This window comes from Marivirga aurantiaca (genome assembly GCF_016679925.1).
Taxonomy (GTDB): domain Bacteria; phylum Bacteroidota; class Bacteroidia; order Cytophagales; family Cyclobacteriaceae; genus Marivirga; species Marivirga aurantiaca.
This window is the reverse complement of record NZ_JAEQBW010000005.1, coordinates 290,977-316,148: the sequence shown is the minus strand read 5'-3', so window position 1 is coordinate 316,148 and position 25,172 is coordinate 290,977. Positions and strand designations below refer to the sequence as shown.

The 25,172-nt window shown below is 37.5% G+C and carries 18 protein-coding genes; 10 read left to right on the top strand and 8 right to left on the bottom strand.

The window, feature by feature from the left end:
- Positions 1-316 precede the first annotated feature (316 nt).
- From tpiA to JKA74_RS13155, 4 genes are read left to right on the top strand one after another with little or no spacing between them, the layout of a single operon-like run.
- A complete protein-coding gene (gene tpiA / locus JKA74_RS13170; protein ID WP_201431659.1) occupies positions 317-1,081 on the top strand; it encodes a triose-phosphate isomerase in 765 nt (254 codons plus the stop codon).
- Positions 1,078-1,923 carry a 50S ribosomal protein L11 methyltransferase gene (prmA, locus tag JKA74_RS13165; protein ID WP_201431658.1) on the top strand — a complete coding sequence of 282 codons (846 nt, stop codon included), beginning with the start codon at positions 1,078-1,080 and terminating at the stop codon, positions 1,921-1,923. Before tpiA ends, prmA begins: the two co-directional genes overlap by 4 nt.
- Entirely contained in the window at positions 1,923-6,725 is a 4,803-nt protein-coding gene (locus JKA74_RS13160; RefSeq protein ID WP_201431657.1) for a hypothetical protein, read from the top strand. Before prmA ends, JKA74_RS13160 begins: the two co-directional genes overlap by 1 nt.
- 31 nt (positions 6,726-6,756) lie before the next feature.
- On the top strand, positions 6,757-8,136 hold the full coding sequence (locus tag JKA74_RS13155) for a dipeptidase (RefSeq protein ID WP_201431656.1): 1,380 nt from the start codon (positions 6,757-6,759) through the stop codon (positions 8,134-8,136).
- 61 nt (positions 8,137-8,197) lie between these two features.
- Here the strand turns inward: JKA74_RS13155 and JKA74_RS13150 are convergent, their stop codons facing one another.
- The gene (locus JKA74_RS13150) at positions 8,198-9,241 is read right to left on the bottom strand and encodes a sodium:calcium antiporter (RefSeq protein ID WP_201431655.1); all 1,044 of its coding nucleotides are present in this window, start codon (positions 9,239-9,241) and stop codon (positions 8,198-8,200) included.
- A gap of 131 nt (positions 9,242-9,372) precedes the next feature.
- Here JKA74_RS13150 and JKA74_RS13145 point away from each other — a divergent pair, with 131 nt between their 5' ends.
- Entirely contained in the window at positions 9,373-9,819 is a 447-nt protein-coding gene (locus JKA74_RS13145; protein WP_201431654.1) for a hypothetical protein, read from the top strand.
- Between the two features lie 95 nt (positions 9,820-9,914).
- Here the strand turns inward: JKA74_RS13145 and gdhA are convergent, their stop codons facing one another.
- A complete protein-coding gene (gene gdhA, locus JKA74_RS13140; RefSeq protein WP_201431653.1) occupies positions 9,915-11,273 on the bottom strand; it encodes an NADP-specific glutamate dehydrogenase in 1,359 nt (452 codons plus the stop codon).
- A 141-nt stretch (positions 11,274-11,414) separates the two neighbouring features.
- Between gdhA and JKA74_RS13135 the strand changes: the two genes are divergently transcribed.
- Entirely contained in the window at positions 11,415-11,894 is a 480-nt protein-coding gene (locus JKA74_RS13135; RefSeq protein WP_201431652.1) for a DUF4112 domain-containing protein, read from the top strand.
- 583 nt (positions 11,895-12,477) lie between these two features.
- On the opposite strand, the gene JKA74_RS13130 is transcribed toward JKA74_RS13135, so the two are convergent.
- From JKA74_RS13130 to JKA74_RS13120, 3 genes are read right to left on the bottom strand one after another with little or no spacing between them, the layout of a single operon-like run.
- Positions 12,478-12,774: a DUF4235 domain-containing protein gene (locus JKA74_RS13130; protein WP_201431651.1), complete on the bottom strand. Its 297-nt coding sequence runs from the start codon at positions 12,772-12,774 to the stop codon at positions 12,478-12,480.
- A gap of 10 nt (positions 12,775-12,784) precedes the next feature.
- Complete coding sequence (locus JKA74_RS13125) at positions 12,785-13,570, bottom strand: DUF1206 domain-containing protein (RefSeq protein ID WP_201431650.1); 786 nt, start codon at positions 13,568-13,570, stop codon at positions 12,785-12,787.
- A complete protein-coding gene (locus JKA74_RS13120) occupies positions 13,567-13,722 on the bottom strand; it encodes a YqaE/Pmp3 family membrane protein (RefSeq protein ID WP_201431649.1) in 156 nt (51 codons plus the stop codon). Before JKA74_RS13120 ends, JKA74_RS13125 begins: the two co-directional genes overlap by 4 nt.
- A 221-nt stretch (positions 13,723-13,943) precedes the next feature.
- Here JKA74_RS13120 and JKA74_RS13115 point away from each other — a divergent pair, with 221 nt between their 5' ends.
- On the top strand, positions 13,944-14,327 hold the full coding sequence (locus JKA74_RS13115; RefSeq protein WP_201431648.1) for a hypothetical protein: 384 nt from the start codon (positions 13,944-13,946) through the stop codon (positions 14,325-14,327).
- 326 nt (positions 14,328-14,653) lie between these two features.
- Positions 14,654-15,490 carry an HAEPLYID family protein gene (locus tag JKA74_RS13110; RefSeq protein ID WP_201431647.1) on the top strand — a complete coding sequence of 279 codons (837 nt, stop codon included), beginning with the start codon at positions 14,654-14,656 and terminating at the stop codon, positions 15,488-15,490.
- Between the two features lie 106 nt (positions 15,491-15,596).
- On the opposite strand, the gene JKA74_RS13105 is transcribed toward JKA74_RS13110, so the two are convergent.
- Both JKA74_RS13105 and uvrA read right to left on the bottom strand, forming a co-directional pair.
- A complete protein-coding gene (locus JKA74_RS13105) occupies positions 15,597-15,998 on the bottom strand; it encodes a hypothetical protein (RefSeq protein ID WP_201431646.1) in 402 nt (133 codons plus the stop codon).
- A gap of 74 nt (positions 15,999-16,072) precedes the next feature.
- Positions 16,073-18,898 carry an excinuclease ABC subunit UvrA gene (gene uvrA, locus JKA74_RS13100; RefSeq protein ID WP_201431645.1) on the bottom strand — a complete coding sequence of 942 codons (2,826 nt, stop codon included), beginning with the start codon at positions 18,896-18,898 and terminating at the stop codon, positions 16,073-16,075.
- A 144-nt stretch (positions 18,899-19,042) separates the two neighbouring features.
- Between uvrA and JKA74_RS13095 the strand changes: the two genes are divergently transcribed.
- Both JKA74_RS13095 and JKA74_RS13090 read left to right on the top strand, forming a co-directional pair.
- Positions 19,043-21,439: a right-handed parallel beta-helix repeat-containing protein gene (locus JKA74_RS13095; RefSeq protein ID WP_201431644.1), complete on the top strand. Its 2,397-nt coding sequence runs from the start codon at positions 19,043-19,045 to the stop codon at positions 21,437-21,439.
- A 71-nt stretch (positions 21,440-21,510) separates the two neighbouring features.
- Complete coding sequence (locus JKA74_RS13090; RefSeq protein WP_201431643.1) at positions 21,511-22,077, top strand: hypothetical protein; 567 nt, start codon at positions 21,511-21,513, stop codon at positions 22,075-22,077.
- A gap of 264 nt (positions 22,078-22,341) precedes the next feature.
- Here JKA74_RS13090 and JKA74_RS13085 read toward each other — a convergent pair whose 3' ends face one another.
- Entirely contained in the window at positions 22,342-24,783 is a 2,442-nt protein-coding gene (locus tag JKA74_RS13085; RefSeq protein WP_201431642.1) for a serine/threonine-protein kinase, read from the bottom strand.
- Positions 24,784-25,172: the final 389 nt, after the last annotated feature.

Below are 25,172 nucleotides of genomic sequence, written 5' to 3'. Positions count from 1 at the left end.
TTTCAATCTCTATTATTTGGTTACAGCTAAAAACTTGAACGTAAGCACTGTAAAGTGCATATAGCAAGGGTTCAAAAACAAAGGAGTTATCTTGTGCACACCAAGGATGTTAGTGGAGGCTATTGGAGTCAAAAACCAGAGAATAGAATAGACACTGGAAACAACTAAAAAACAGATTTATTAATCCTATAATTGGCGGGTGCAATGGGAATACAGGATAATTCTTTATTCCTGTAATCGAAAATCACCTTCTCAATTGATTTTACATTATTCTTTCTATTTTTGTAACATAATTTTTTTATCAAAAGCAATAATCATGAGAAAGCAAATAGTAGCCGGTAACTGGAAAATGAACAAAACACTTACGGAGGCACAATCCCTCACTTCAGAAATAGCAAATATGGTGGAGGACGAAGGGCCAGCTGATGTGCAAGTGATTATTTCACCTCCCCATCCATTTATCTATGCTGTTCAAAATTTAATTCCTGAAATAGGTAAAATTTTGTTGTCTGCACAAAACTGCCACCATGAAGAGTCAGGTGCTTTCACAGGAGAAGTATCGGCACTAATGCTAAAATCTTTAGGGGTACAGTACGTTATATTGGGGCATAGTGAGAGAAGAGAACAGTTTAAGGAAACAGATCAGGAACTCGCTAAAAAAGTAGACATGGCCCTCAAAAATAATCTGAAAGTCATCTTTTGTTGTGGGGAACCTCTTGAGGTAAGAGAAAGTGATCAACAAAATAAATATGTTACCCAACAGCTCACCAATAGTCTGTTTCATTTGAGTAAAGAGGATTTCAAAAATATTGTAATAGCTTACGAGCCCATTTGGGCCATTGGAACAGGTAAAACAGCCAGTTCAGACCAGGCACAAGAAATGCATAAAACCATTCGTGAGCATATAGCTGATAAATTTGGAACTTCATTAGCTGAAGACACTTCTATTTTGTATGGTGGAAGCTGTAAACCTGATAACGCGAGGGAGTTGTTTTCGCAAAAAGATGTTGATGGAGGCTTGATTGGAGGCGCTTCATTAAAATCACGGGACTTTATGGACATCATTAAATCTTTTGCATGAGTTATGTAGCTTTGGACGTTAATTGTCCGGAAGAATTTATTGAAATATTGATGGCTGAACTGGCCGATATTGGTTTTTCTACTTTTCAGGAAAAGGAAGATTCCAGTGGTCTACTGGCTTATATGGACGAAAATCAAGAAATTGACAGTTCATTAATTCAATCTGTTTTTGAAAGGTACGAATCAATGGGTGAGTTCTCCTATGAGTTAAGTTCGGCTGAGAAGGAGAACTGGAACGAGGATTGGGAAAAGAATTATGATCCTATTGAGGTGGAGGATAAAATTCTTGTGAGGGCTGATTTTCATCCATCAAACCCGAACTTTCCTATCGAAATAATTGTAACTCCTAAAATGTCATTTGGTACAGGTCATCATGAAACTACCTATCAAATGCTAGCTTTTATGCTGGAAATGGAGTTTGCCGGGAAGAATGTGTTGGATGCTGGTTGTGGTACAGGTATATTGGGAATTATGGCAGCCAAACAATTGGCAAATTTAGTGGCGGCCTACGACATTGATGAATGGGCTGTTGAGAATGCAAAGGAGAACTTTGAACTTAACGAAACAAGGGCCGATAAAGTTAAAATTTGGCAAGGAGATGTGGAAAGTGTTAATGATACAGTGAAATTTGATGTTATATTAGCTAATATAAATCGCAATATTTTACTGGAAGATATTCAGTATTTACAAAAACACATGAAAGCAGGCTCTTATTTGCTTTTAAGTGGATTTTACGAGGAAGATATTAATGCCATATTAAATGAAACACAAAAATATTCGTTAAAAGAAAGGAAGAGGAGCTTACGCAACCAATGGGCGGCTTTGTGTTTGCAACGTAATTAATGAAAAATTGTCTACTCTACATATTTTGCTTTGTTCTGGGCTTTAGTGCATATGGCCAGTTGGAACAAGAGCCAGTAATACCCGCTACCTTTTTGGCACGGGTACAGGGAGATTTGGCTAAAATCGGTTCTGACAAATCAGAAGCAGTGTCTCTTTTTTTTCAGAAATACTGGCAAGAGGAAGGAGTGTATTCTGCAGGGGAGAAAAAGAAAATTGAAGCCCTTTATGACTCTTTAACTATAAAAGGGCTTCCTATAAGAGATTTTCGTCTTCCATTTATTGGGACTATAAGTGGGGCTGCCGCCAACCTGGAAAATCCCACAGTTGCCGTTAGGTCTTTTTTGACCATAGTAGAAAAAGGCCTTGCAGAACTAACAGACAAAGAGCTACAGGTTCTCTTAAAGAGCACAGAAAGTATATTGGAAAAAAAAGCACTTTACCATAGTAAGTATTATCAATTGGCTTTTAAAAAAGGGTCTGTAACTTTTGATTGGATAGAGACTGAAACAATACCAGATATTGAGGAAGAAATTGAGGAAGAGGAACCATCCGGGACGGATGACTGGGGAAGCACAGAAGAAGAAACTGACCCCTGGGGCTCTACCGATAGTTGGGAAGAGGATAATAGTTCCTGGGACAGCCAGGAGGAAGATGTTGCTGATGAATCGCAACCGGTTTCAGAACAACCATTTCTTGCTTACAAAACTCCTTTACCGGAGCTTTCAGGGCCAATCGTTAAACTGAAAGATATAGATCTAACATTTTTGTCCTCCTCGGATTCAGCCCGGATCATTAATACTTCCGGAAGCTTGGAGCTTTTAGGAAATACGTTTGTTGCAGAAGGGGGAGAATTTACCTGGGAACATTTGGGAATTGATAAGAAAGATTTATTTGCAGAACTGCCCGAGTACACCCTTGAGGTTAATAAACCAAATGTGATTGTAGAAGGCGCAATATTGCATTATCCGGAGAAGGTTCGTCAAGCCGTAAAAGGCCTGCTGGAATACCAGACGGAAAGAAGAAGCAGAGACAGGCCGGCTCAATTCCCGTTTTTTCAATCCTATGAGTCAGGCCTGGATCTAAATATTGTAAAAGTTGAAGGGCTATATGTCTCAGGTGGTATTACTTTAAGGGGCACTACCATCACAACCGCTTCACTGGATAATGGTTTCAGCAGGCTTGAATTACAAGGCAAGGCAGTCAAAAAATTTAGTGTAAAATCAAGGGAGTTTATTTACAAAGATTCCGCCTTTACTTCTTCGGTGAGCAATTTGTCTATCTATCAAAGAAAAGATTCTGTTTACCATCCTGGTGTTAGTATTAACTATAGCGTAAAAGAGAACAAATTAAAAGTACTACAAGGCAAAGGAGGTTTTAAGAAGAGCCCCTTCCATGCCAGTTATTTCAATATTGATTTTTATGCAGATAAAATAGAGTGGGCATTGGATTCTTCTGTGCTGGATATTTCTATTTTAATTGCCGGAAACAGGGTGCCGGCAATGTTCGAGTCTTCGGAATATTATAATGAATACAGATATAATAGTTTGGCGGGTCTTTACAACTTTCACCCGCTTCAACTGGTGGTGAGTTACGGCAGGAAGGCAAAACAGAAAACATTTTATTTGAATGATGTGGCTGACCGTATGGATATTGATCAAAAAAGCCTTGGGGGTGCTATGCAATTACTCATGGAAAATGGGTTTTTGATTTTTGATAATGTCAGTGGTAGAATTGATTTACTGGACAAAGCATTTCATTATGTTGATTCTAAATGGGGGAGAAAAGATTTTGACAATGTAAAAATAAGCTCTATATCATCAGGTATACCCAATGGCAAGTTGGATCTTGATAAAGGAACGCTAACAGTGAGAGGCGTGGAAAACTTTGAAATAAATGAGAAATTAGGTGTAAGCGTAAAGCCTGACAGTGGGATAGTGGTGTTAAAAAAAAATAGGGATGTTCAGTTTAACGGAACAGTGTATGCTGGAAATTACGAATATGTAGGCGCTGAATTTGAAATGGACTACGATAGTTTTTTAATTTCTATGCCTCAAATAGACAGGATTCAATTTAACCTGGCCAAAGATGCCAAAAAAGTGAAGCAGTCTGATAAAGAAAAGCTTCAAAACCAATTGGTAGAAACAGCTGGAGTACTTTATATCAATAAACCTGATAACAAATCGGCTACCAAGGAATATCCGAGTTACCCAATATTTAATGCTACAAAAGGAGCAACGGTTTATTTCCTTGGGGAAGAAATCCTGGATGGTGTTTATGACAAAAGTTTGTATTTCATTATCCCTCCATTCACAATAGATTCGGTGAGTAGCAGCGATCCTAATTCGATTGCTTTTGAAGGAACCTTCCACTCCGGAGGAATATTTCCTGAGTTTAGCGAGAAACTGAGGGTAATGCCTGATAAATCTTTGGGTTTTAACCATCCACTTCCGGTAGAGGGGATAGATTTATTAGAGGGAACAGCAAGGTTTTATGGAAACCTGAAACTTGACAACCAAGGCCTCCGAGGTGGTGATAAAATAGAATTTTTAAGTACTACCATTAATTCACCCAATTTCACCTTTTTTAAAGATTCAATAAATGCTGTGGGTACTTATGCCAAAATGGAATCCGGTGACTGGGAGGGAACTTCTTTTCCTGATATGGAAATCGTAAACTTCGATATGCGTTGGCTGACTTCCAAGGACAGTCTCTATTTGAGTAATAAATCTGAGCCTTTTAAAATGTATAATGAGACAGCTTCCCTCAGTGGAAGAACAGTGATATCCCAAAGAGGATTATATGGAGAAGGTAAACTGGCAACAAGAGGCTCAAAAACTAACTCCAATCATTATACCTTTAAAGAACTGGGATTTGCTGCACGAAATGCTGATTTTATAATAGAATCGAACGACACCATTCCTGCATTGGCTTCGGATAATGTAAAGCTTAACTTTGATTTTTCTAAAAACGTTGCCAACATCAACCCTGAAGTAGAGGGGGATGCGGCTCTTAATTTCCCTTATGCGAGCTATAAAACATCTATTCCTTCAGCGGAATGGAAACTGGATGAGAAGTTAGTGATGATGAAAAAGCCTCAGGACGTTCCGATTAAAAACTCTTATTTCTATTCTACTAATCCTGATCAGGATTCTCTGGTATTTAATGCAACAGAAGCGGTTTATGATATAGACGATCTGTCTTTAATCGTATCCGGAATTCCTCACATTCAAGTGGCTGATGCACTCATAACCCCGGGAGGAGGAAAGGTGACGATAGGAGAAAATGCTACTATGAACAAATTGTATGAGGCTACTTTAACTTTAGATACCCTTACTGCTTATCATAATTTATATGATGGAGAGATAGATATTATCTCAAGAAATAAATTTGAAGGAGATGCTACATACCGATATGTTAATTCCATTGGCGATACTTTCTCTATTAAAATGGGAAAATTTACACTTGAACCTGCCCCTGTTACTAAAAAGGGAATTGAGAAATTGCGGACGGTTTCTTCTGGCAAAGTAGTGGTTGATGACAGGATGCTTATTAGTCCCGGAATGTATTATAAAGGTGATATAACCATGTATGCGGATAAACCGGCATTGAACCTGGAAGGGTATGTGCAGCTGGATTTAAAGAACATTCCTAATTATGATACCTGGATACGTTATAAAAGTGATGGAAGTGCCAAGGAAGTGGTTTTTGATTTTGATGAAAGCGTGACTGAAATGGGAAATCCTTTACAAGCGGGAATCCATTTTGATAGTGAAACCAGTGAACTTTATGCCACCTTTATCAATGATAAGAGGGATCCTTCTGATCAGGATTTCTTTAAACCAAGCGGTCTGTTGGCTTATCAGGCTTCAACTGATCAATTTAAAATTGAGAATAAGGAAAAGAGCATTGGCAATTCCTATTCCGGAAAATATTTTGCCTTTAATGAACAAGAACAAAAAATTGAGTTTGAGGGGCCGCTCAATTTTATAAATGGAAGAAAAGAAGCGGAATTCAGAAGTGCCGGTTCCGGCTCAGGAGATTTGCTGCAACAGGAATTTCTGTTTAATATCATGTTAACAGCGGAGTTTGATTTGCCCAAATCATTGACTCCTGTAATGGGAAATGATATGTTGGAAGTGGTAGGCCGTCTTGGGTTACCGGAAGCAACAAAGGATTTGGATAGATTGCTACCTAAGCTGGCGGAGCTTGCAGGCGATCAAACAGCCAGGAAATATGAAGAGGGAATATTCAATGATTATATTCCTTTGCATACAATGTCGTCAGCTTTAACCAAAACCTTAAATATCACCAGCCTGGATTTGAAATGGTCTACCGAAAATTCTGCATGGTACAATGTGGGCAAAATTGGATTCTCCAATACAGGAGCCACTGATGTAAATGCCAATATTGATGGATTTGTAGAAATAGATAAGAAAGAAATGGGTACGTCCATCAGAATTTTCTTGCAGGTTTCCCCTTCATGCTGGTATTTCTTCCATTATGAGGAGGATCGATTGATATTCTTCTCTTCAAATCCGGTTGCAAACGATATTATAGATAAGAAATCTAAAGCCACCAAAGCCAAGATAGGGGAGTTTGTATTCCTCACCGGGGATAAGTTAGAAGTGACCAACTTTGTGGAAGAATATAGAAGAAAGTATTATGATATTGACGCACCTTATTTTCTGGAAATGGCTACCGAAGGGAATGTAAGTTCTTCTGGGCCCACGGGGAGTGATCCTTTGCCACCCCCAACCACACCCACCACTCCTGAAGAAACGGATGATGACGATGGATTTTAATTTTTAATATAGTTTACTGAAACAAAAATTTATGATTACAAAAGAACAAACCAGCCAATATTTAAGCGAAAATAAGCAACGCTTTCTAGATGAATTGTTTGACTTGCTCCGCATTCCCAGTGTAAGTGCAGATAAAAATTTTAGAAATGATGTGCTAAAGGCAGCCGATTTTTTGAAAAACAAATTTGAAGCCGCAGGAGCGGAAAATATAGAGGTTTGCGAGACAGCTGGCTATCCGATAGTGTATGCTGATAAAATTATTGATCCAAGTTTGCCCACAGTTTTGGTATACGGACATTATGATGTTCAGCCTGCCGATCCTTATGAGTTGTGGGACTCCGATCCGTTTAACCCGGTTATAAAGGATGGTAAAATTATAGCCAGGGGTGCTGCAGATGACAAGGGTCAAATGTATATCCATGTGAAAGCATTTGAAATGATGATGCATAACAAAGAGGTACCTTGTAACATCAAGTTTATGATTGAAGGAGAAGAAGAAGTGGGGTCTGAAAATTTGGAAGTATTTATTAAAGAAAATACTGAAAAACTTAATGCGGATGTTATTGTAATTTCTGATACTTCAATGATTGCCAATGAGCATCCATCCATGGCTGTAAGCTTAAAAGGGTTAAGCTATTTGGAAGTAGAAGTAACCGGGCCCAACCGTGATTTGCATTCCGGTGTGTATGGTGGGGCTGTTGCTAACCCTATTAATGTGCTTTGCCGAATGATTGCTTCTTTGCAGGATGAAAACAAGAAAATTACAGTTCCCGGCTTTTATGATAAAGTAGTGGAACTTACTGAAGCACAAAGAAAGGAAATGAACAAAGCGCCTTTCAATTTGGAAGATTTTAAAAGAGATCTTAAAATTGATGATGTAGAAGGTGAAGCTAGTTATAACACCTTAGAGCGTCAGGGAATAAGGCCTACTTTAGATGTTAATGGAATTTGGGGAGGCTATATAAAAGAAGGTGCAAAAACGGTATTGCCATCAAAAGCTTATGCAAAAATTTCTATGCGCCTGGTACCTGATCAGAACCATAAGGAAATTACAGAATTATTTAAGAAACATTTTGAATCAATAGCCCCTAAAAGTGTAAAAGTAAAAGTAACTCCACATCATGGAGGAATGCCTGCTGTTACACCTACAGATTCTGATGCGTATCATGCGGCAGAAAAAGCTTTTGAAGCAGTATGGGGTAAAAAGCCAATCCCAACTCACGAAGGAGGAAGTATCCCAATTGTTTCTTTGTTTAAAGATGTATTAGGATTAGACAGTATTTTAATGGGCTTTGGATTAAACTCTGATGCAATTCACTCTCCTAATGAAAGCTTTGGAGTAGAGAACTATCTGAAGGGTATTGAAACGGTTGCTTTGTTTCATCAGTACTTCGCAGAAATTAAGAAGTAAATAATTTTAGTAATGATTAATCATTAAGAGGCTCATAAGTGAAATTATGAGCCTTTTTGTCTTAACCTTTAATGACTAAAGAGGTAATTCCCATTGTTTCCAGTATCATCCAGGCAACAAATAAAATATAGAGAATTAATAAAACAATGGCTTCCCATTGGATCAAAGCCAGATTTGTTCTGAGAAATACAAAAAGGATAATGGTAATCACTCCTAAGAACAGCATTAAAGGTGCGGCCACCGTAAAATTGACTGCGGCTGTGCCTGCAATGAGTACCCCTACAGGAACAGCAACTAATAAATCAAAGATGTTGCTTCCCAATACATTGCCCAGACTTACTGAACCTTGAAACTTCCGGGCAATCCTGATACTTACCACAGCATCAGGGATACTGGTGGCCCCGGCTACAATAGTTACTCCCCATATAAAATCCGGAGTGTTGAAGAATTCTCCTAAAAATATAGCACCACTCACTAAGCCTTCCACACTACCTATTATCAGCACTAAACTCAACACTAATTTCCCCCATTCTTTGGCAATGTTTACATGATTCTTTTCAATGCCCAACACTTCTCTTTTTTCTACATTCCGTCTGAAATCCCGTGTTTCCATGCTTTGGATAAATAAATACAAGAGATAAAAAGCAATGGGGATTATAGCTATCCATCGGGTCATGGTACCAACTATATTGGCCGAATCAGTAGTAATAGGATAATAAATAACAGCCAAAGTGAATGCAATCATTAATACAGCCACTGAAATCACATAATACTGAACATCTTTATAGATAAGCATTATATCCGTTGGCATCCGTTTAACTATCAGTCCTGAGAGTCCGGGGATTACTAGAATATTAAATATAGCGGAGCCTACTATTGCAGCAACTCCCAAGTCAAACTTTCCATGAATAGAAGTAGATAATACCGTTGCTGCTAATTCCGGGAAACTGGAACCAACGGCAGTAATAATTGTACCCTGTACCAGAGGAGGCAAGCGATAATATTCTGCTAGTTTTTCTGAAGACGCTTCCAATAGGCTTCCACCCTTCCAAACTATCCAGGAGCTGGCCACGATGATTACTATGTAAATAAACAATGTCCCCATTAATCACTATTAGGTGGTTAGCTTACAATTATACAATAATTCTAATAATAGTAACAGCAATGCAGACGAGATACGCTAAAATGATTTGGTTTGGTTTTTGATGTGACCAATGAAATCCAACTTTATTTATAATGAAAAATTTAAAATATCTTTGTTTATTTCTGTTTACAGTCTTCCTTGCTTCCTGCTCCGATGAGGAAATTTTAGATCGGAAAGAGGATAAAATTACGGGCACCTGGTACTTTAAAAAGGCATTCTATAAAGCAGATTATGCTTTGTTTAGGAATAACATAATGGATGATTACAGAGGAGATTATATCACCTTTTATCCTGATTATTCGGCACTTTATGATGATAGTTCCATGAATGCCATTTTTGATGGTTTCTGGACTTTATTTTTGGATAGATACGAGAATGATGATAGGGTTTTCAATTTTGAAATGAGTTTTTACGACCATATTAATGGGACAGATTTTATTTATTATGGAGAACTAACCCGACTTTCCAGGAACAGCTTTCACATGGTTGTAGATGATGGTCAAGGTGAGTATACCTTTAAATTGGAAAAATTGAAGTAAGGCCGAAGTAACCTGCTGAAAATTCATGGATTACTTCGGCACTCATTATTTTAAGACGGCATTAACAGTTGCCTGGAAATTGATTTCTGAGTAATTTAAAATACTCCCTGTGCTTTCATAGCATCGGCTACTTTTAGGAAGCCGAAAATATTGGCCGCTTCCATATAATTATGATCACTTAATTCATACTCTTTGGCAGTTTTCAAACAATCATCATGTATTCTTTTCATAATGTTTTTGAGTCTTTCGTCTACCTCTTCCCTTGTCCAATAGACACCCATTCTATTTTGTGTCATTTCCAATCCGGATACAGCTACACCACCGGCATTACAGGCTTTTCCGGGGGCATATAGGGTTTTTGATTCCTGAAAAATATCAATAGCGTCTGCTGAAGTAGGCATATTGGCTCCTTCAGCTACTAACTTAACTCCGTTTTTAGTCAGACTCTTTGCATCTTTCAGCAATATTTCATTCTGAGTGGCACAAGGGAAGGCGCAATCGGCCTTAATTTTCCATAATGAGTTAAAATCAGCGGAAGGATCAGTATCAGTATATTCTGCACTTTCATATTTCTCAGTATATTCTGCTATCCTTCCCCTGCATACATTTTTTATGTAATTAATATGTTCCAGTTTTTCAGCGTCAATACCATCTTTATCATAAATAAAACCGGAAGAATCGGAAACAGTGATTGGTTTTGCTCCCAATTGAATTAATTTCTCAATTGTATATTGTGCTACATTTCCTGCACCTGAAACCAGGCAGGTCTTGCCTTTTAGGGTATCCCCCACACTGCTCATCATATTTTCCGCAAAATAAACCAGGCCATAACCGGTGGCTTCCGGCCGAATGAGGCTTCCTCCCCATTTATGACCTTTACCTGTTAACACTCCCGTAAATTCATTTTGCAATTTCTTATAAGCACCAAACAGATACCCTATTTCTCTTCCGCCAACACCAATATCACCAGCCGGCACATCTGTAAAATGGCCAATATGTCGATATAATTCGGTCATAAACGCCTGGCAAAACCGCATGATTTCCTGGTCAGATTTTCCTTTAGGGTCAAAATCTGCACCACCTTTTCCACCACCTAATGGCAAACCTGTAAGGGCATTTTTAAAAATTTGTTCAAATGCCAAAAATTTCAAAATACTTTGGTTCACTGATGGGTGAAAACGCAAGCCTCCTTTATATGGGCCAAGGGCACTGTTCATTTGAATTCTATAGCCTCTGTTTACCTGTACATTTCCCTCATCATCAAGCCAGTTTACCCGAAAAGAAATTAACCTCTCGGGCTCGGCCATTCGCTCTAATATTTTTAACTGATGATATTCCGGATGTTTCCGAAGTACTTTGCCTACTGAAGAAACCACTTCCTCTACTGCTTGCAAGAATTCGGATTCATGAGGGTTTCTTTTGGCTATCTGATCTAATAGTTCGTTCTCTGACATATCAGGTTTTTTCTGATTAACAACACAACATTAAGGAAATATGCGTAATGATGTATATCACCTAGCAATTTTTTTTCAGTGAAAGATCATTATTGTTTACTCTTTTAAAATAATATTGTTTGACCGTCAGAAACCATTTTTATGAGCAAGAATAACAGGCAACATGTTGGAAAGCCGGGTTTTAAATGGATCAGAAGGATGTCTCGACTTCTGGATTCGCAATTTACTATTCCATCCACTTCAATCAAATTCGGTCTGGATCCTTTGTTCAGCATATTTCCCGGCTTGGGGGATTTAGGAACTTATGCAGTTTCTTTGGCCATTATTTATACAGTTTACCGGAATGGAGCCAGTGGCAATGTGGTGATAAAGATGCTTATTAATTCTTCTATTGATGCAATTGTTGGCTCTATTCCAATACTGGGAACCCTTTTTGATGTGTGGTATAAATCCAATATGAAAAATCTTCGATTGCTACAGGAGTATTATGAGGAAGGAAAACATCAGGGCTCTGGTAAAGGGCTATTGGCACTTGTAATCTTTGTCGTTGTGGTAATTATAGCAGTTTTATGCTATTTAGGCTGGTTAGTATTGGTAGAATTAGCAGAGCTCTTGTTCTAAATGAGCTGGCCTGTAGAAAACATTGTAAAGGTTGGACTCATGTCCGGTTTGAAACTGTGTATAGCATACTGAGTCACAGTCCCAGTTTTATAGGGCAGTTCGCTACGCTAAAACTAAGGGTAGAAAGAGTATTTATTTTTCAGGAATTTCTCAGATATTTAGCAGTACCAGATGTCGGTACGATGAAAACGTCAGACATTTTGGTTTAATACTACACTGCCCATTTTAAACATGTCTGACCTTTGTAAGGTACCGACATGGGCTTTGTCGGCAATCGGCTCCCTGCTCACCCAATGTCGTTAAGACAATCTTCCTTCTCACTTCGGAGAAGGATTAAAGGTTGAGGTTTTAATAAAAGCTTAACGACATTACCCGCTCGCCCTCTCTTGTGTCCTCACAAGAGAGCAGTAAAGAGTTGATTAAGGGAATCAATTTTCATTATTTCCAAGCATTGAGTTGGGTAAATAACAATTTTTTGCCCCTACTGGTTATAGAGAATAGGCAATTCCGTGCCAGCCGAATTCATGAGAAGCAGTCTGTTGGTAAAAAGCTCCCTTCGCTCTCATCATTAGCGGACCGAATACTAGGAAAGGTTCTTAGGTAGTTCTCCTTCTAATTTATCCCACTGTTTTGCAAATTTACTCCTGGTGAGTAACTTAATTGAAGTACTTACCAGGGCCAAACTAACAGAAAATAAAATAACTTCCCTGACACTGGCTTCAGTGGAATAAGGGTTTTCAGGTGGTGGTGTTTTGGTTATCTTTTTCCAGCCTTTTTTAACCAATTCCTTGGTGAGCAAACTTATTCCCAAGGCGGAAATAGTCTCTAGTACCTGATAGTTCTTTTTCGATAAATATTTTTTCTTAATAAGCTTGTTCATGATAGTTGATTTATATACCTATACTTCTATACCTTGCTTTAACGAACATAAAGAAACCATAAGCAAAGAGTCCGGCTGCTATAATAGCTAAAACAATGGTTCCGAATTCGTTTTGCAAGAAACTAAAAGCTTCTTTTGTGCCTCCTGCAGAATCCGAATCAGCGGTAAAAGCTGCGTGAAATGTTAAATAGGAAATTACTCCTACTACTATACCCCTGGCTGTATAGCCCACATAACCGGTATTCAGTACCCATCTTTCAACCTTATTGTCCAACTCAGCTGCTTCCACTTTCTTTTTGAATTTACCGGAGTAAGCCCTGTAAAATTGATAAAGTGCTTTGCCTAAAAATATAGCACCTAAAATTCCCACTAATACTTGGCCGTAAGGCTTGCTTAATAGGGTAGAAATGGCCGACTCCCTTCCTCCTCCTGAACCTTGATTGCCTCCATTAAAAATCATTTTTAATGCAGTAAAGGCAAGTAATCCATAAAAAACAGCAGATAATGAATAGCCAATTCTTGTGATGATGCCTTTAAAATCACTGCCAATATCTTCAGGGTCTACTATTGCTTGATAGAACCTCCAGAAGACAAACCCTAATAAACCTAAAGCAGTTATTCCTAATAAAATTTGACCAAAAGGCTGATCACCCAGCGTGCTTAATACGCCATCGGAATCCGCTTTTTTACCGCCCATACCGAATGCCGCGGCTAAAGTGAGGGCACCTATCAGGCAGTATACAAATCCTTTAGTGGAAATACCAAACCGGGCAAATTTTTCCTTTTTGTTATTCATCTTGTTAAAACATAAAATGCATGAATTATACCGGGAATAATGCCTAGAATAGTCAATAAAAGATTAAGCCAGAAGGCTCCGGTAAGCCCTTTGGAAAGAGCAACTGCCAGCGGTGGAATAAAAACAGCAAGAATTATTTGAATAAGGCTCATAGATAAGGTGATTGTTATGTCTTTGTTTCACGTTTTCAGCAGGAATGGGTTTAGAATTTTATCAGAAATCAAACTTTCAATCTTTGCTTTATCTGTTAAAACTTGCAGGTTCACCACTTTTATTATGGGTATTTAATTTATTCTTATTGAACTCGTTAAGTGTTGTGTTTATCAGAAATTTGCTATTTTTACTTTCTAATTGTATCAAAAGCAAATAATAGTTGAGACGATTGCGAGTAGTTTTATGGGATATTGGAGGAGCTAAGATTTTAGCACCATTTCTGGTGATCCTTATACTTAACAACATATTGGTGCCAGAGATGGAAAGTCCTTCTTTACGAAAGCAGGGTGAAACTATAGCCAATTCAAATTTATTGGAATTGGTGATGGAAAATATTTACGAAGAAGAATTGTTTGATGAAGATGATAATGATGACAGTTCTGATAATTTGATCGATGTTGTAAATAAATATTTTTACTATAATTCCTTTATCATACCCCAGGGTTTTAACTATAAATTGATCTCACATCGATGTAAAAACTTTTACCTGGCAACTTCTTTAGGGTTTTTAAATACAGACACTCCCCCACCCAAACAAGTATAATAAACCCGGTTTATTCATAATAGGTTTTGTCCACGCTTCTATAGTTGTTTCATGGCTTATGGTGCCCATTAAACAGGAGCTGGATTGCGAAAAACACAAATATAATTTAACAAAGTATTTATGATTTTTCCGGGTTAACCCTCCTTTATTTTAATTATTTATACGGTTAAAGGATAAAAGAGGGTTCAATATTCTTGAACCCTCAGTGGCCGTAGCAGTTTCCCATACATTAAAATCATGGAATAACCATACTGAGTACTCGGGATGGTTATTCCATAGCCTGCCCCGACTAATCGGGGTGACAACTTAAAACAAATTATATACATATGCATTTGAAGAATATATTCGTTACAGTAATTGTTTTTTTAGTTTCCTTCTCAGCTTATGCACAAGAAGAAACCGGAAACAATGATGAACCTTTGAAAATAGACCATGCGGAACCTCTTTTTATTGATTTAATCCGCGACCTGGGTGCCCGCAAAGGCGAAAAGGAATGGAATCTTGGCCTTGGAATGTTTGATAGGTTGAATTATGATAAGTATGAAGCCTTGGTGGAATATGAATGGGCTCCCAAGGATCGATTGGGTTTGGAGATAGAGGTTCCGGTTTCTATTTACACTTCCAATGGTTTGGAGGGAAATATCAGAAGAAGACCCTCTAACCGGGTGGAGTCAATCAAAACCGCTTTTCAGTGGACCTTCCTTGTCTCTGAAAAAATGAACACCTCAATGGCTATTGGTGGTATAAATGAATTTGTTTTTACAGCATTGGACAGCATTTCTACCAATAGTATTTTTGAGGGGGATGTAATCAATCCATTTTTAATTTCAGCTACTAATTGGAGAAATGGCTGGCATACATTAATATATACCGGGCCGAAATGGTTTGTTCCTTTTAACAATGAACTGGAAAGTGAATTTGAGTATGAAATCAACTCCAATGTCCATTATATGATTCCCAATACCCGAAATTTTATAGGTGTTGAGTTCAACAAAGTTGTTGATGGTCAAAACTTTGAAATGGTAATAAGACCCCAGATGCGACTTTCTCTCTCTGATAAATTATTGATGGGAATAGTTGGAGGTATACCTGTTAACAGAGATAGGGAAAGACTAAGTACTTTTATCAGACTAATTTATGAGCCAGGACATAAACACGAATAATGTAAATGTTCAATCCCGTTAAGGGTATTTTAGCCCTTTTTATTTAGCTTTAAAAAGCCTTGTTAAATCAAAGGCTTTTTAAAGCTTTTATTTTGAAGGGCTGTTTTTAATTTAACTTTATATAAGTATAAACTTCTGGTTTTGCCCCTAAGTTTCTTTCCCATGTAAATTCATCCTTGTGTTTGGATGTAATGGTGTAAGGAGCATCTACACTAAAGGAATGAATGGTAAACACAGAACCGTTAAAATCATAATTAGACTGCAGGCTGCTGCCTGAATTACACCATGTACCTGAGTCAATACCACTAAAAAATATTTCATTTTCACTAATATCTAATATCAGTGGATTATCAGTGCATACTACAAAATTCTCTGAAGTGGAACTGCTTAATTCCCAGCTTCCGTAAAATTCAGCCTTTTCATAAGTAGTAGCCTCATCGTTTGATGAGCAAGCTGCAAAAGTAAAAATGTATAATACAGTTATTAATAATGTTTTTCTGATTCCCATAAACTTAAGATTTAAATTGACCTATAAAACATTTTAAAAAGCCACTTATTGTTACTTAGGAGCAAATTCTTGTCCTAGCCCAACTTCCCTTTTAAATAATCAGCTGTATGGTTTCCCTTTAGCTTTACCATATCTTCAGGTAATCCTTCAAAAGTAATTTGTCCACCATTGGTTCCTCCTTCAGGGCCCAAATCAATTATCCAGTCAGCAGTTTTAATCACTTCCATGTTATGTTCAATAATAATCACTGAATTCCCTTGTTCTATCAGGGCATTAATAGATTCCAATAATCTTTTTATATCATGGAAATGTAAGCCGGTAGTAGGTTCATCAAAAATAAACAAATTATGCTCATTTTTCATACTTCCTCCTTTGCCAAGATAGCTGGCCAATTTTACACGCTGTGCTTCACCCCCACTTAAGGAGTTTGAGGATTGTCCCAGGCGGATATAACCCAAGCCCACATCGAAAAGAGGTTTTAATTTATTAATTACGGCAGTTTGTTTTTCGAAGAATTCCAGGCTTTCTTCTACTGTTAAATCCAGCACTTCTGCAATATGCTTACCCTGATAGGTAATATCCAATATTTCATTTTTGAACCTTTGTCCACCACAGCTTTCACAAGTCAGCTCAATATCAGCCATAAACTGCATTTCTATCTTCTGAATACCTTCACCCTGGCACATTTCACATCTTCCGCCATCAACGTTGAAAGAAAAATGAGCTGGTTTATAGCCACGTTGCCTGGCAAGCCCCTGGTCAGCAAATAACTGCCTGATGGCATCATAAGCTTTCACATAAGTAACAGGATTTGAGCGGGATGACTTTCCAATAGGGTTCTGATCTACAAATTCAATGGATTTAATTTTTTTGTAATCTCCTTCCAACTTATCAAACTTACCCGTGCTTTCAGTTGATCCTTGCCCAATAATTTTAGCCAGGGCAGGATAAAGTACTTTTTTAATAAGCGTGGATTTACCGGAACCACTCACGCCAGTTACTACAGTGAGTACTTCCAAAGGAATTTTTACTTCAGGAATTTTTAAATTATTCTCTCGCGCTCCTTTAATAAGGATACTATTATTCCATCTTCTTCGCTGGGTTGGCACTTTCACTTCATTTGTGCCATTCAGGAAATGGGCTGTGTGAGTATTATTCGCTTTTTTGAGGGCTTCCAATTTCCCCTGAAAAACCAGCTCTCCACCATGTACACCGGCATCCGGGCCTACATCAATAATTTGATCTGCCTCCAGCATTACTTCTTCTTCGTGTTCTACTACAATTACTGTATTGCCCAGGTCACGAAGTGTTTTTAAAACATTCACTAATCTTTTAGTATCTCGCGGGTGCAGTCCAATAGAAGGTTCATCTAAAATATACATTGAGCCTACCAAAGCACTACCCAGGGAAGTAGCGAGTTTAATTCGCTGAAACTCCCCTCCTGACAAGGAAGCTGTTAGTCTGTTCAAGGTGAGATAGCCCAAACCCACTTCCATCAGATATTGAAGCCTATTTTCAATTTCTGTCAAAATTCTTCCGGCTACCTTTTTCTGATAATCCGAAAGAGTGATATTTTTAAAAAACTCAATGAGATTATCAATGGGCTTTAGTACCAATTCTATAATTGAAGCCTGATCAATTTTCACATAGCCGGCATCTTTCCGCAGGCGGGTTCCTTTACAATCCGGGCACACAGTTCTTCCACGATAGCGTGAAAGCATTACTCTGTATTGTATTTTATGCATTTTCGCACTCAAATGCTGAAAAAAAGCATCAAGACCCTTAAAATATTTATTCCCTGTCCAAAGGAGTTGTTGTTGTTCAGGAGTTAATTCCTCAAAAGGACGGTGAATGGGGAAATCAAATTCAATACCGTGTTTAAGCAAAGGCTCTACCCATAACTTCATTGTTTCGCCTTTCCAGGGTGCAATGGCGCCTTCATATATAGACAGGCTTTTATCAGGTATAACTAAATCTTCATCAATACCCAGTACTTTACCAAAGCCTTCACAGGTTCTGCAGGCACCATAAGGATTGTTAAAGCTGAACAAATTGACACTTGGTTCTTCAAAAATAATTCCGTCTTTTTCAAATTTATCGTTAAAGCTAATCCGTTCATCTCCCACAAAGTCAATAATACATTCCCCATGACCTTCGAAAAAAGCGGTTTGGATAGAATCCGATATCCGGAACTGATTGTCCTCATCATCTTTCTGAACCGTGGCCCTGTCTATTAAGATAAATATCTTTTCCTTTTCCAAAGTCTTAACAGTGGGAAGAATGTCTTCTATAAATAGAATTTCATCTCCGGCAAGTATCCGCGTGTAACCTTTACTTAAGAGCAATTCCAATTCTTTTTTAAGCGTTCGTCCTTCACTTTTCAGAAGCGGGGCCAGAACCAAAAACCTTGTCCCCTCTTCCTTTTTATGGATGGTGTCAGAAATCCCACTGACTGTATCACGACTTACAGCCTGCCCACTGATCGGTGAAATAGTGGTGCCGATTCTAGCAAATAGCAGTTTCATGTAGTCGTAAATCTCAGTGGTGGTACCAACTGTGGATCGGGGATTTCGGGTATTCACTTTTTGTTCTATGGCTATTGCCGGAGAAACACCTCTGATATAATCCACCTCAGGTTTTTCCATTCGGCCCAAAAACTGGCGGGCATAAGAGCTCAGGCTTTCCACATACATTCGTTGTCCTTCTGCAAAAAGCGTGTCAAATGCCAGTGAGGATTTGCCTGATCCGGAAAGGCCGGTGACTACCACTAATTGATTGCGCGGGATGGCGACACTTAAATTTTTCAGGTTGTTTACCCGGGCACCTTTAATGATGATATATTTTTTGGGATCAAGTGTTTCGAAATCCACTTGAGTAGTATGTTTTTTGACCAATTCCATAAGATTACAAAGATAGAATACCAACATTGGAAAAGGGAATATGTTGAGGAAAGAAATTTTTTAATTTTTTTTCAGAAAATATGATCCACTTCAAAAGAATTTGGTGTGTATATAGATACAAGAGAAAAACATACCTAAATAATTATGAAGAACTTAAGAACGTTAACAAGATTTAGCTGGCTATTAGTCATAGCCATAATATTTTACGGATGTAAAGATGATGAAGATGTAATAGTAGGTGAGCCTCCTGTTGCAGATGCGGGAACTGACATAAATGCTTTTGTTGGGAGTACGGTTACCCTAAATGGGAGCAATTCATCAGATCCAGAGGGAGAGGCATTAAGCTTCAGTTGGGAATTAACACAAACCCCTGCCGGAAGTAGTGCTACTATATCCAACGCTTCAAGTGAGCAAGCAACATTTATTCCTGATGAACCAGGTGAATATACTGCGGCCTTGACCGTTGAAGATGAGGATGGAAATACAGATACTGATGATGTAGTTATTTCAGCAACAGTCAATGAAAATGAAGCGCCTGAGGCTGTCATTACTGATTCAAATAATCAATCAATAGCTCCGGAAAATGATAATAATGTAATTAATGTAGGGAATACTTTTCAATTGTCTGGCGCTAATTCAACAGACCCTGAGGATGATGATTTAACTTACTTATGGGAAGTTACTTCTGCCCCAACCAATAGCACACCAACCTTGTCAAATGAGGAGACAGTTACATTGGATTTTACAGCTGATTTAGCGGGGGAATATGTTATTGCTTTAACTGTGAATGACGGAAATGGAAATGAAAGTACTGCAGAAGTTACTATTGAGGCGGAAGTTTCACCAGTTGAAATCAGTAGTAATGTTGATGAAAATACTACCTGGGAAAATATATATGACGACCCAAGCCTTCCGGATTATATTATTACAAAGAGCATAGATATAAATGCTGAATTAACAGTTGAGGCAGGTGTGTATGTCCAAGTAGTAGAGGATGCTTTTATAGAAGTTGAATCAACAGGGCTCTTAAATGCAGTAGGGACGGATAATGATAGCATCAAGTTTACTAGTTCTAACATTGCTGCCGGATTACATTGGGGAGGAATAAACTTCAAATCAGGCTATCTTCAAAATGAATTAACCTATACAGAAATTTCTTATGCTGGAAATAGTGATATCGATTATTTAAATTCCGGATGGAGAACAGCAAATATAGCAGTGGCAAATAATGGGAAATTAACACTTAAAAATTCTACTGTAACTAATAGTAAAGAGGAAGGAATGTATGTTTCCGGAGAGTTAGAAGTTTTTGAAAACAATGTTTTTAAAGATAACAATTCTTACCCGGTTTCTATTCCTTTTAATGAGGCAGGTAAAATTGATGGTAATTCAGATGTTTCCGGAAATGGGAGTAAAAGTTCTGTAAGAATATATGGTTCTACCATGACTGACGATCAGTCTATAGTGGCACTTGCTAACCAACAGTCCTATAGAGTGACGGGTGAAATTGATTTAGAAAGTGTTTTAAATATAGGCGAAGGTGTTCAGTTTGCTTTTGATGAAGATGTTTTTTTCAGAGTGAATGAAGAGGGGAATATTATTGCTGAAGGTAATGCATCAAATAAAATAGTAATGACTTCGTCAAATATTTCAGGAGGATTATATTGGGGCGGACTTGATATAAATTCCGGCTATAGTTCAAATAAATTAGACCATGTTGAGGTCTCTTATGCAGGAAATTCAGAGATGTTTTATGAAAATAGTGGATGGAGAAGTGCTAATGTTGGAATTCAAGATAATGGGCTGTTAACTATAACAAATTCTAACATATCAAATGGTGAAGGTGACGGTATCTACTGTGGTACGGAATCTCTAAATGTTTTTGAGAATAATGAATTTGTAGATAATAACGGTTACGCAATTGTTATTGAATTCAATGACATTGGTGCAATTGATGGGAACTCTACTTTTTCAGGAAATGGGGATGATGGTGTGACAATTTATGGTTCAACAACTTCTAATAATCAATCAATTGCTGATTTAGCAGGGGATGCCTACTATTTATTTACTGGTTCATCTACAATAGGATCTGATGTAACAATAGAAGAAGGATCTGAATTTAGATTTAATGAAGATGTGAGCCTCACTGTAAACTCAAGCGGTACGGTAGTAGCTTCCGGAGCATCAGGAAATATGATCACTTTTACAAGTGCTAATCAAGCAGGAGGTATTAAGTGGGCAGGAATTTTAATAGAATCTAATTCCGAAGTAAATGAATTCAATTATGTTGAAGTTTCACATGGAGGTGGGACTGAAATCGATTACATAAATAGCGGTTGGAGAACAGCTAACATTGCAATTGCTTCCGGAAAATTAAAATTGAATGATTGTGTTATATCTCATAGTGGTGAAAATGGAATAGTTGTAGGAAGCAGTGGCTTTTTAAATGGGCTTAATTCAGGTAGTACAGATCCTGCATCGCAAATTGAAGCTAATAACAGTTTTTCTGATAATGGATCAGACAATCTGTTATTTCTGTAGTTATAATCACTTTAATACTAATCTACAAAGAGCCATTAGCTCTTTGTAGATTTATTACTAATAACAGAACTATGAAGAAACAAATATTATTAATAGCTACAGCACTATTACTAAGTTTTAGTGTACAGGCACAGGATTTAGTCTATGAAAAAGGTGATAACATCTTTAATGCCGGATTTGGGCTGGGCTACTATGGTTATGGTGCATTAGGCACGAGGTCTTTTTCAGTGCCAGCTATTACTGCTAATTATGAGGTAGGGATACATGAGTATTTCGGAGTGGGTCCTTACGCAGGATTTGCCAAGTGGAATTACCGATCTAATATTTATGGCTATGACTATGGATTCTCAATCTTTACTATAGGAGGTAGAGGTTCTTTTCACTTTTCAAGTTTGCTAAATGAAGCACTTGATATGGGCATAGATGACAGTAAGCTTGATTTATATATCGCATTGTTAATGGGGATGGAATTCCAAACTTATTCTGGTGATTATGGAAATCAGGAGGGAGATGTAGATTTAAAATTTGGACCTGTTTTCGGTGTTAGATACTATCTCAGCAATAACTTCGGCCTTTATTTTGAAGGAGGAAGAGGTTCTTTAGGCTGGGCCACCTTTGGCTTATCCTTAAAAATGTAAATAGAGCGATACCTAAACAAGTCATGCGTTTGTTTAGGTGTTGTTTTTTCATTTTAACCTGAAAGACCGCTCTTTTAGAGCGGTTTTTTTTAACTTAACATTTTAATACTTTCCGATTATGGGCTCGCGAAAAGCATGGGAATTAATCGGGGTTAATATCAGACAATTATATAAATGCACCCTTGAATCACTAACTAATATTCAGGAGTCACAGCCTCACAATTCGAGGCTGTTTTGATTTACGGCCACACCTTAACAGGAAATTTAATTTATAGGATTGACTAAATGTTTAACAGAATCTATCTCCTTCCACTTACCTTTCTTTTCAAGTATTCCGACCAGTCCAGTAGCTGACTTTTTTACCCAGGGATGACCCTGACCCAATACCTCAATTTGCTCGGTTAAAGCCTGTCGGTACATTATTTCTGCTTCATCCTTTTTTTGGCTGTTGGCCAAAGACCCGGCATATATGCCAATGCTCCATAAATAAAATGGGTGTTTCGAACCTATAAAATTTAAGGCTTTTTCATAAGCTTCATAAGCTATTATTTCCGCATCTGAATGCTTCCCTAATTTACTAAGAGTTAAGGATAAATTTCCGGCACTGGAAATATAGGTCAGGGTTTCTTTCCCCATTACATTCTCGGCAAGCATTACAGCTTCTTCAAGATATCCCAGAGCCTGATTCAAACTATCCATATCTCTATAGGTTACTCCTAAAGCATTGGCAGATTTTATATAATTCAAGTGCTCTTTTCCATAGATGGTTTCTGTTTTCTTGATGGCTTCTTTTTGGTACTTCAAAGCTTTATCAAAATCATTTGCTTGTCTATAGCCGGAAGAGAGGTTTTCAATTAACGTGATATAAAAAGGATGGCCTTCTGAATAATTTCTTTTAATAATGGCTAAAGATTTTTTTAAATGAATGATTGAAGAATCAATTTCTCCCTTATAATGTTTTATACTGGCTTTTGTATTATAAGCTTCCGCCAATTCTAATGGGTCCAGTGAAGCCTGATGAGTTTCAAACCATGCTTTGTCTAACAAGCTGTCTGCTCTTTTCGTGTCACCAGCTTCCATAGTAGTAAGTGCCAATTGCATGGTTAACAGGCCTGCTATTTTTTTATTTTCCGGGATTAGTTTTTTAGATAAGTCAAAAGCTTCTTTTATTAGCTCAAGGCTTTCTTTTAATTGGGAATTATACATTCTTGCTTTTGAGAGTTCAAAGTAGGCTTTAAAATGATTTTCCGTATCTGAAAGGGATAGTTTTTTGTTTAATTGAATAGATTGGGCAAGAAGTGAATCGGCTAATGCATATTGACCTGCTTTGCTAAAAGTGGTGCCTAGCACAAATAAAAGTTCAGCTTTAATTTCATCATCAGGGTATAATTTAATCTTATGGATACTTTCCTGTATCAAACTTTCTAACTCAAGCTTATCCCTCCCTCTTATTTCCGGATTGGCCGATTCAAATATGGAAATTAAGAAATCTGAGACTCTTTCGCTTTTCATAGCAGCAATTTGTGCGGCAACTGTTTGCTCATTTGCCAATATAGTTTGCCTGGTAGACACCACTACCCCTATAGTTAAGGAAAGAAATAAAAGGATCACCAGGCTTGTTGCAATTTTATTTCTTCGAATGAATTTATTTGCCTTGTAGAGCCATTGGTTGGAATAAACTGTCACGGGAAAACCCGCCAGATAATTTTTAACATCCCCAATTAGTTCGTTTACAGATAGATAACGCTCTTCAGGTTTTTCCTTGAGGCAAGTAGAAAGAATTGCCAATAATTCTTTGCCCACTTTGGCAGTATTAATTTTAAGTGCTCGGTTTGTAACCATATCCTCTGTTTTATCGAAAGGAATATCGCCACACAAAATAATATGAAAAAGCACACCTAATTGATAAATGTCAGTGGCTACTGATGTGTTTTGTTGATTCAACTGTTCTGGAGCAGCGTAAAAAGGAGAGGCCATGATATTGGTATTGCTTATATCTGAAGACCCTATTTTTTTAGCTATTCCGAAATCCAGCAACTTAATTTTACCCTCTTTTGAGACAAGAATATTATTAGGTTTAATGTCAAGATGAAGAATTAACTGGTTATGGGCAAACTGAATCGTCTCACAAATTTCAAGAAATAAGTAGAGCTTTTCTTTCAGGTTTTTTTTATGCTCTTCCAGGTATTTATCAATAGGATCTCCCTCTACATAATCCATGATAATAAAAGGAATACCACGCTCTGTTAAACCACCGTCCAAAATATGTGCTATATTAGCATGGTTCAATGATGCCAGAAATTGCTGTTCCTGACGGAAACTTTCTAAAAAATCTTCTTTAAGAAGTGGATTGGAGAAACATTTAATAGCAACAGTTTGCTCATATTGCCCATCGTTTCTTTGCGCAAGATAAACTTCCCCCATGCCCCCTTGCCCCAGCAAAGAAGTAACCACATATTTGTTGATTATATCTCCCTTTTGAAGTAAAATAGTCTGGGGTTTATCACAGAGGCCTTGTGCAATTTCACCTTTTAACCTGTGAAAATAAACTTCTGATTCTTCCGAATGGCGTAACATATCAAGAAGTGTTTCCTGTAACAATAAATTGCCCTCCGATTTATTAATAATGAAATTTGTCCTTTCAGAAGGAGAGAGTTCCAGGCTTTCATTAAAAATTTTTTCTAGTTCACTCCAGTTGTATTCCATATTAATTAAGAGCACTTTATTAGCAATATCTGGCGATTAATATAATCAGTAATCTTTATGGCTCACCTGTAATCCTACTGATGATTGTTGTTGAAAGACAAGTACTGACATATTTTATTGGCCATATCTACGATAAAAAATGTATGTTTAACAAAATGCAATTTAGTAATTTCTGATGGAGAGGGCTTTTTCTCGATTATTTAAGCTGGAGGCAATATTTTGCTATAAGTTTTCAAAGTAATCATCTGCATCACCGGCATTTTGTAGTATGATTAGTAAAGTTTTCTCAAGCTATTCATTTCCTTTGGATTTCGTTCTTATGAATTCCGCTCTACGATCAACAGGAATTGATAAATTTTCATAAAAAATGCTTTCTAGTTCATCCCAAT

Excerpts from the sequence above, each read along its gene's own strand:
- uvrA (WP_201431645.1), bottom strand. The coding sequence starts at position 18,898 with ATGGAATTGGTCAAAAAACATACTACTCAAGTGGATTTCGAAACACTT.
- prmA (WP_201431658.1), top strand. The coding sequence starts at position 1,078 with ATGAGTTATGTAGCTTTGGACGTTAATTGTCCGGAAGAATTTATTGAA.
- JKA74_RS13155 (WP_201431656.1), top strand. The coding sequence starts at position 6,757 with ATGATTACAAAAGAACAAACCAGCCAATATTTAAGCGAAAATAAGCAA.
- JKA74_RS13130 (WP_201431651.1), bottom strand. The coding sequence starts at position 12,774 with ATGAACAAGCTTATTAAGAAAAAATATTTATCGAAAAAGAACTATCAG.
- JKA74_RS13105 (WP_201431646.1), bottom strand. The coding sequence starts at position 15,998 with ATGGGAATCAGAAAAACATTATTAATAACTGTATTATACATTTTTACT.
- JKA74_RS13085 (WP_201431642.1), bottom strand. The coding sequence starts at position 24,783 with ATGGAATACAACTGGAGTGAACTAGAAAAAATTTTTAATGAAAGCCTG.
- JKA74_RS13125 (WP_201431650.1), bottom strand. The coding sequence starts at position 13,570 with ATGAATAACAAAAAGGAAAAATTTGCCCGGTTTGGTATTTCCACTAAA.
- JKA74_RS13090 (WP_201431643.1), top strand. The coding sequence starts at position 21,511 with ATGAAGAAACAAATATTATTAATAGCTACAGCACTATTACTAAGTTTT.
- JKA74_RS13095 (WP_201431644.1), top strand. The coding sequence starts at position 19,043 with ATGAAGAACTTAAGAACGTTAACAAGATTTAGCTGGCTATTAGTCATA.
- JKA74_RS13110 (WP_201431647.1), top strand. The coding sequence starts at position 14,654 with ATGCATTTGAAGAATATATTCGTTACAGTAATTGTTTTTTTAGTTTCC.
- JKA74_RS13150 (WP_201431655.1), bottom strand. The coding sequence starts at position 9,241 with ATGGGGACATTGTTTATTTACATAGTAATCATCGTGGCCAGCTCCTGG.
- tpiA (WP_201431659.1), top strand. The coding sequence starts at position 317 with ATGAGAAAGCAAATAGTAGCCGGTAACTGGAAAATGAACAAAACACTT.
- JKA74_RS13120 (WP_201431649.1), bottom strand. The coding sequence starts at position 13,722 with ATGAGCCTTATTCAAATAATTCTTGCTGTTTTTATTCCACCGCTGGCA.
- gdhA (WP_201431653.1), bottom strand. The coding sequence starts at position 11,273 with ATGTCAGAGAACGAACTATTAGATCAGATAGCCAAAAGAAACCCTCAT.
- JKA74_RS13160 (WP_201431657.1), top strand. The coding sequence starts at position 1,923 with ATGAAAAATTGTCTACTCTACATATTTTGCTTTGTTCTGGGCTTTAGT.
- JKA74_RS13135 (WP_201431652.1), top strand. The coding sequence starts at position 11,415 with ATGAGCAAGAATAACAGGCAACATGTTGGAAAGCCGGGTTTTAAATGG.
- JKA74_RS13145 (WP_201431654.1), top strand. The coding sequence starts at position 9,373 with ATGAAAAATTTAAAATATCTTTGTTTATTTCTGTTTACAGTCTTCCTT.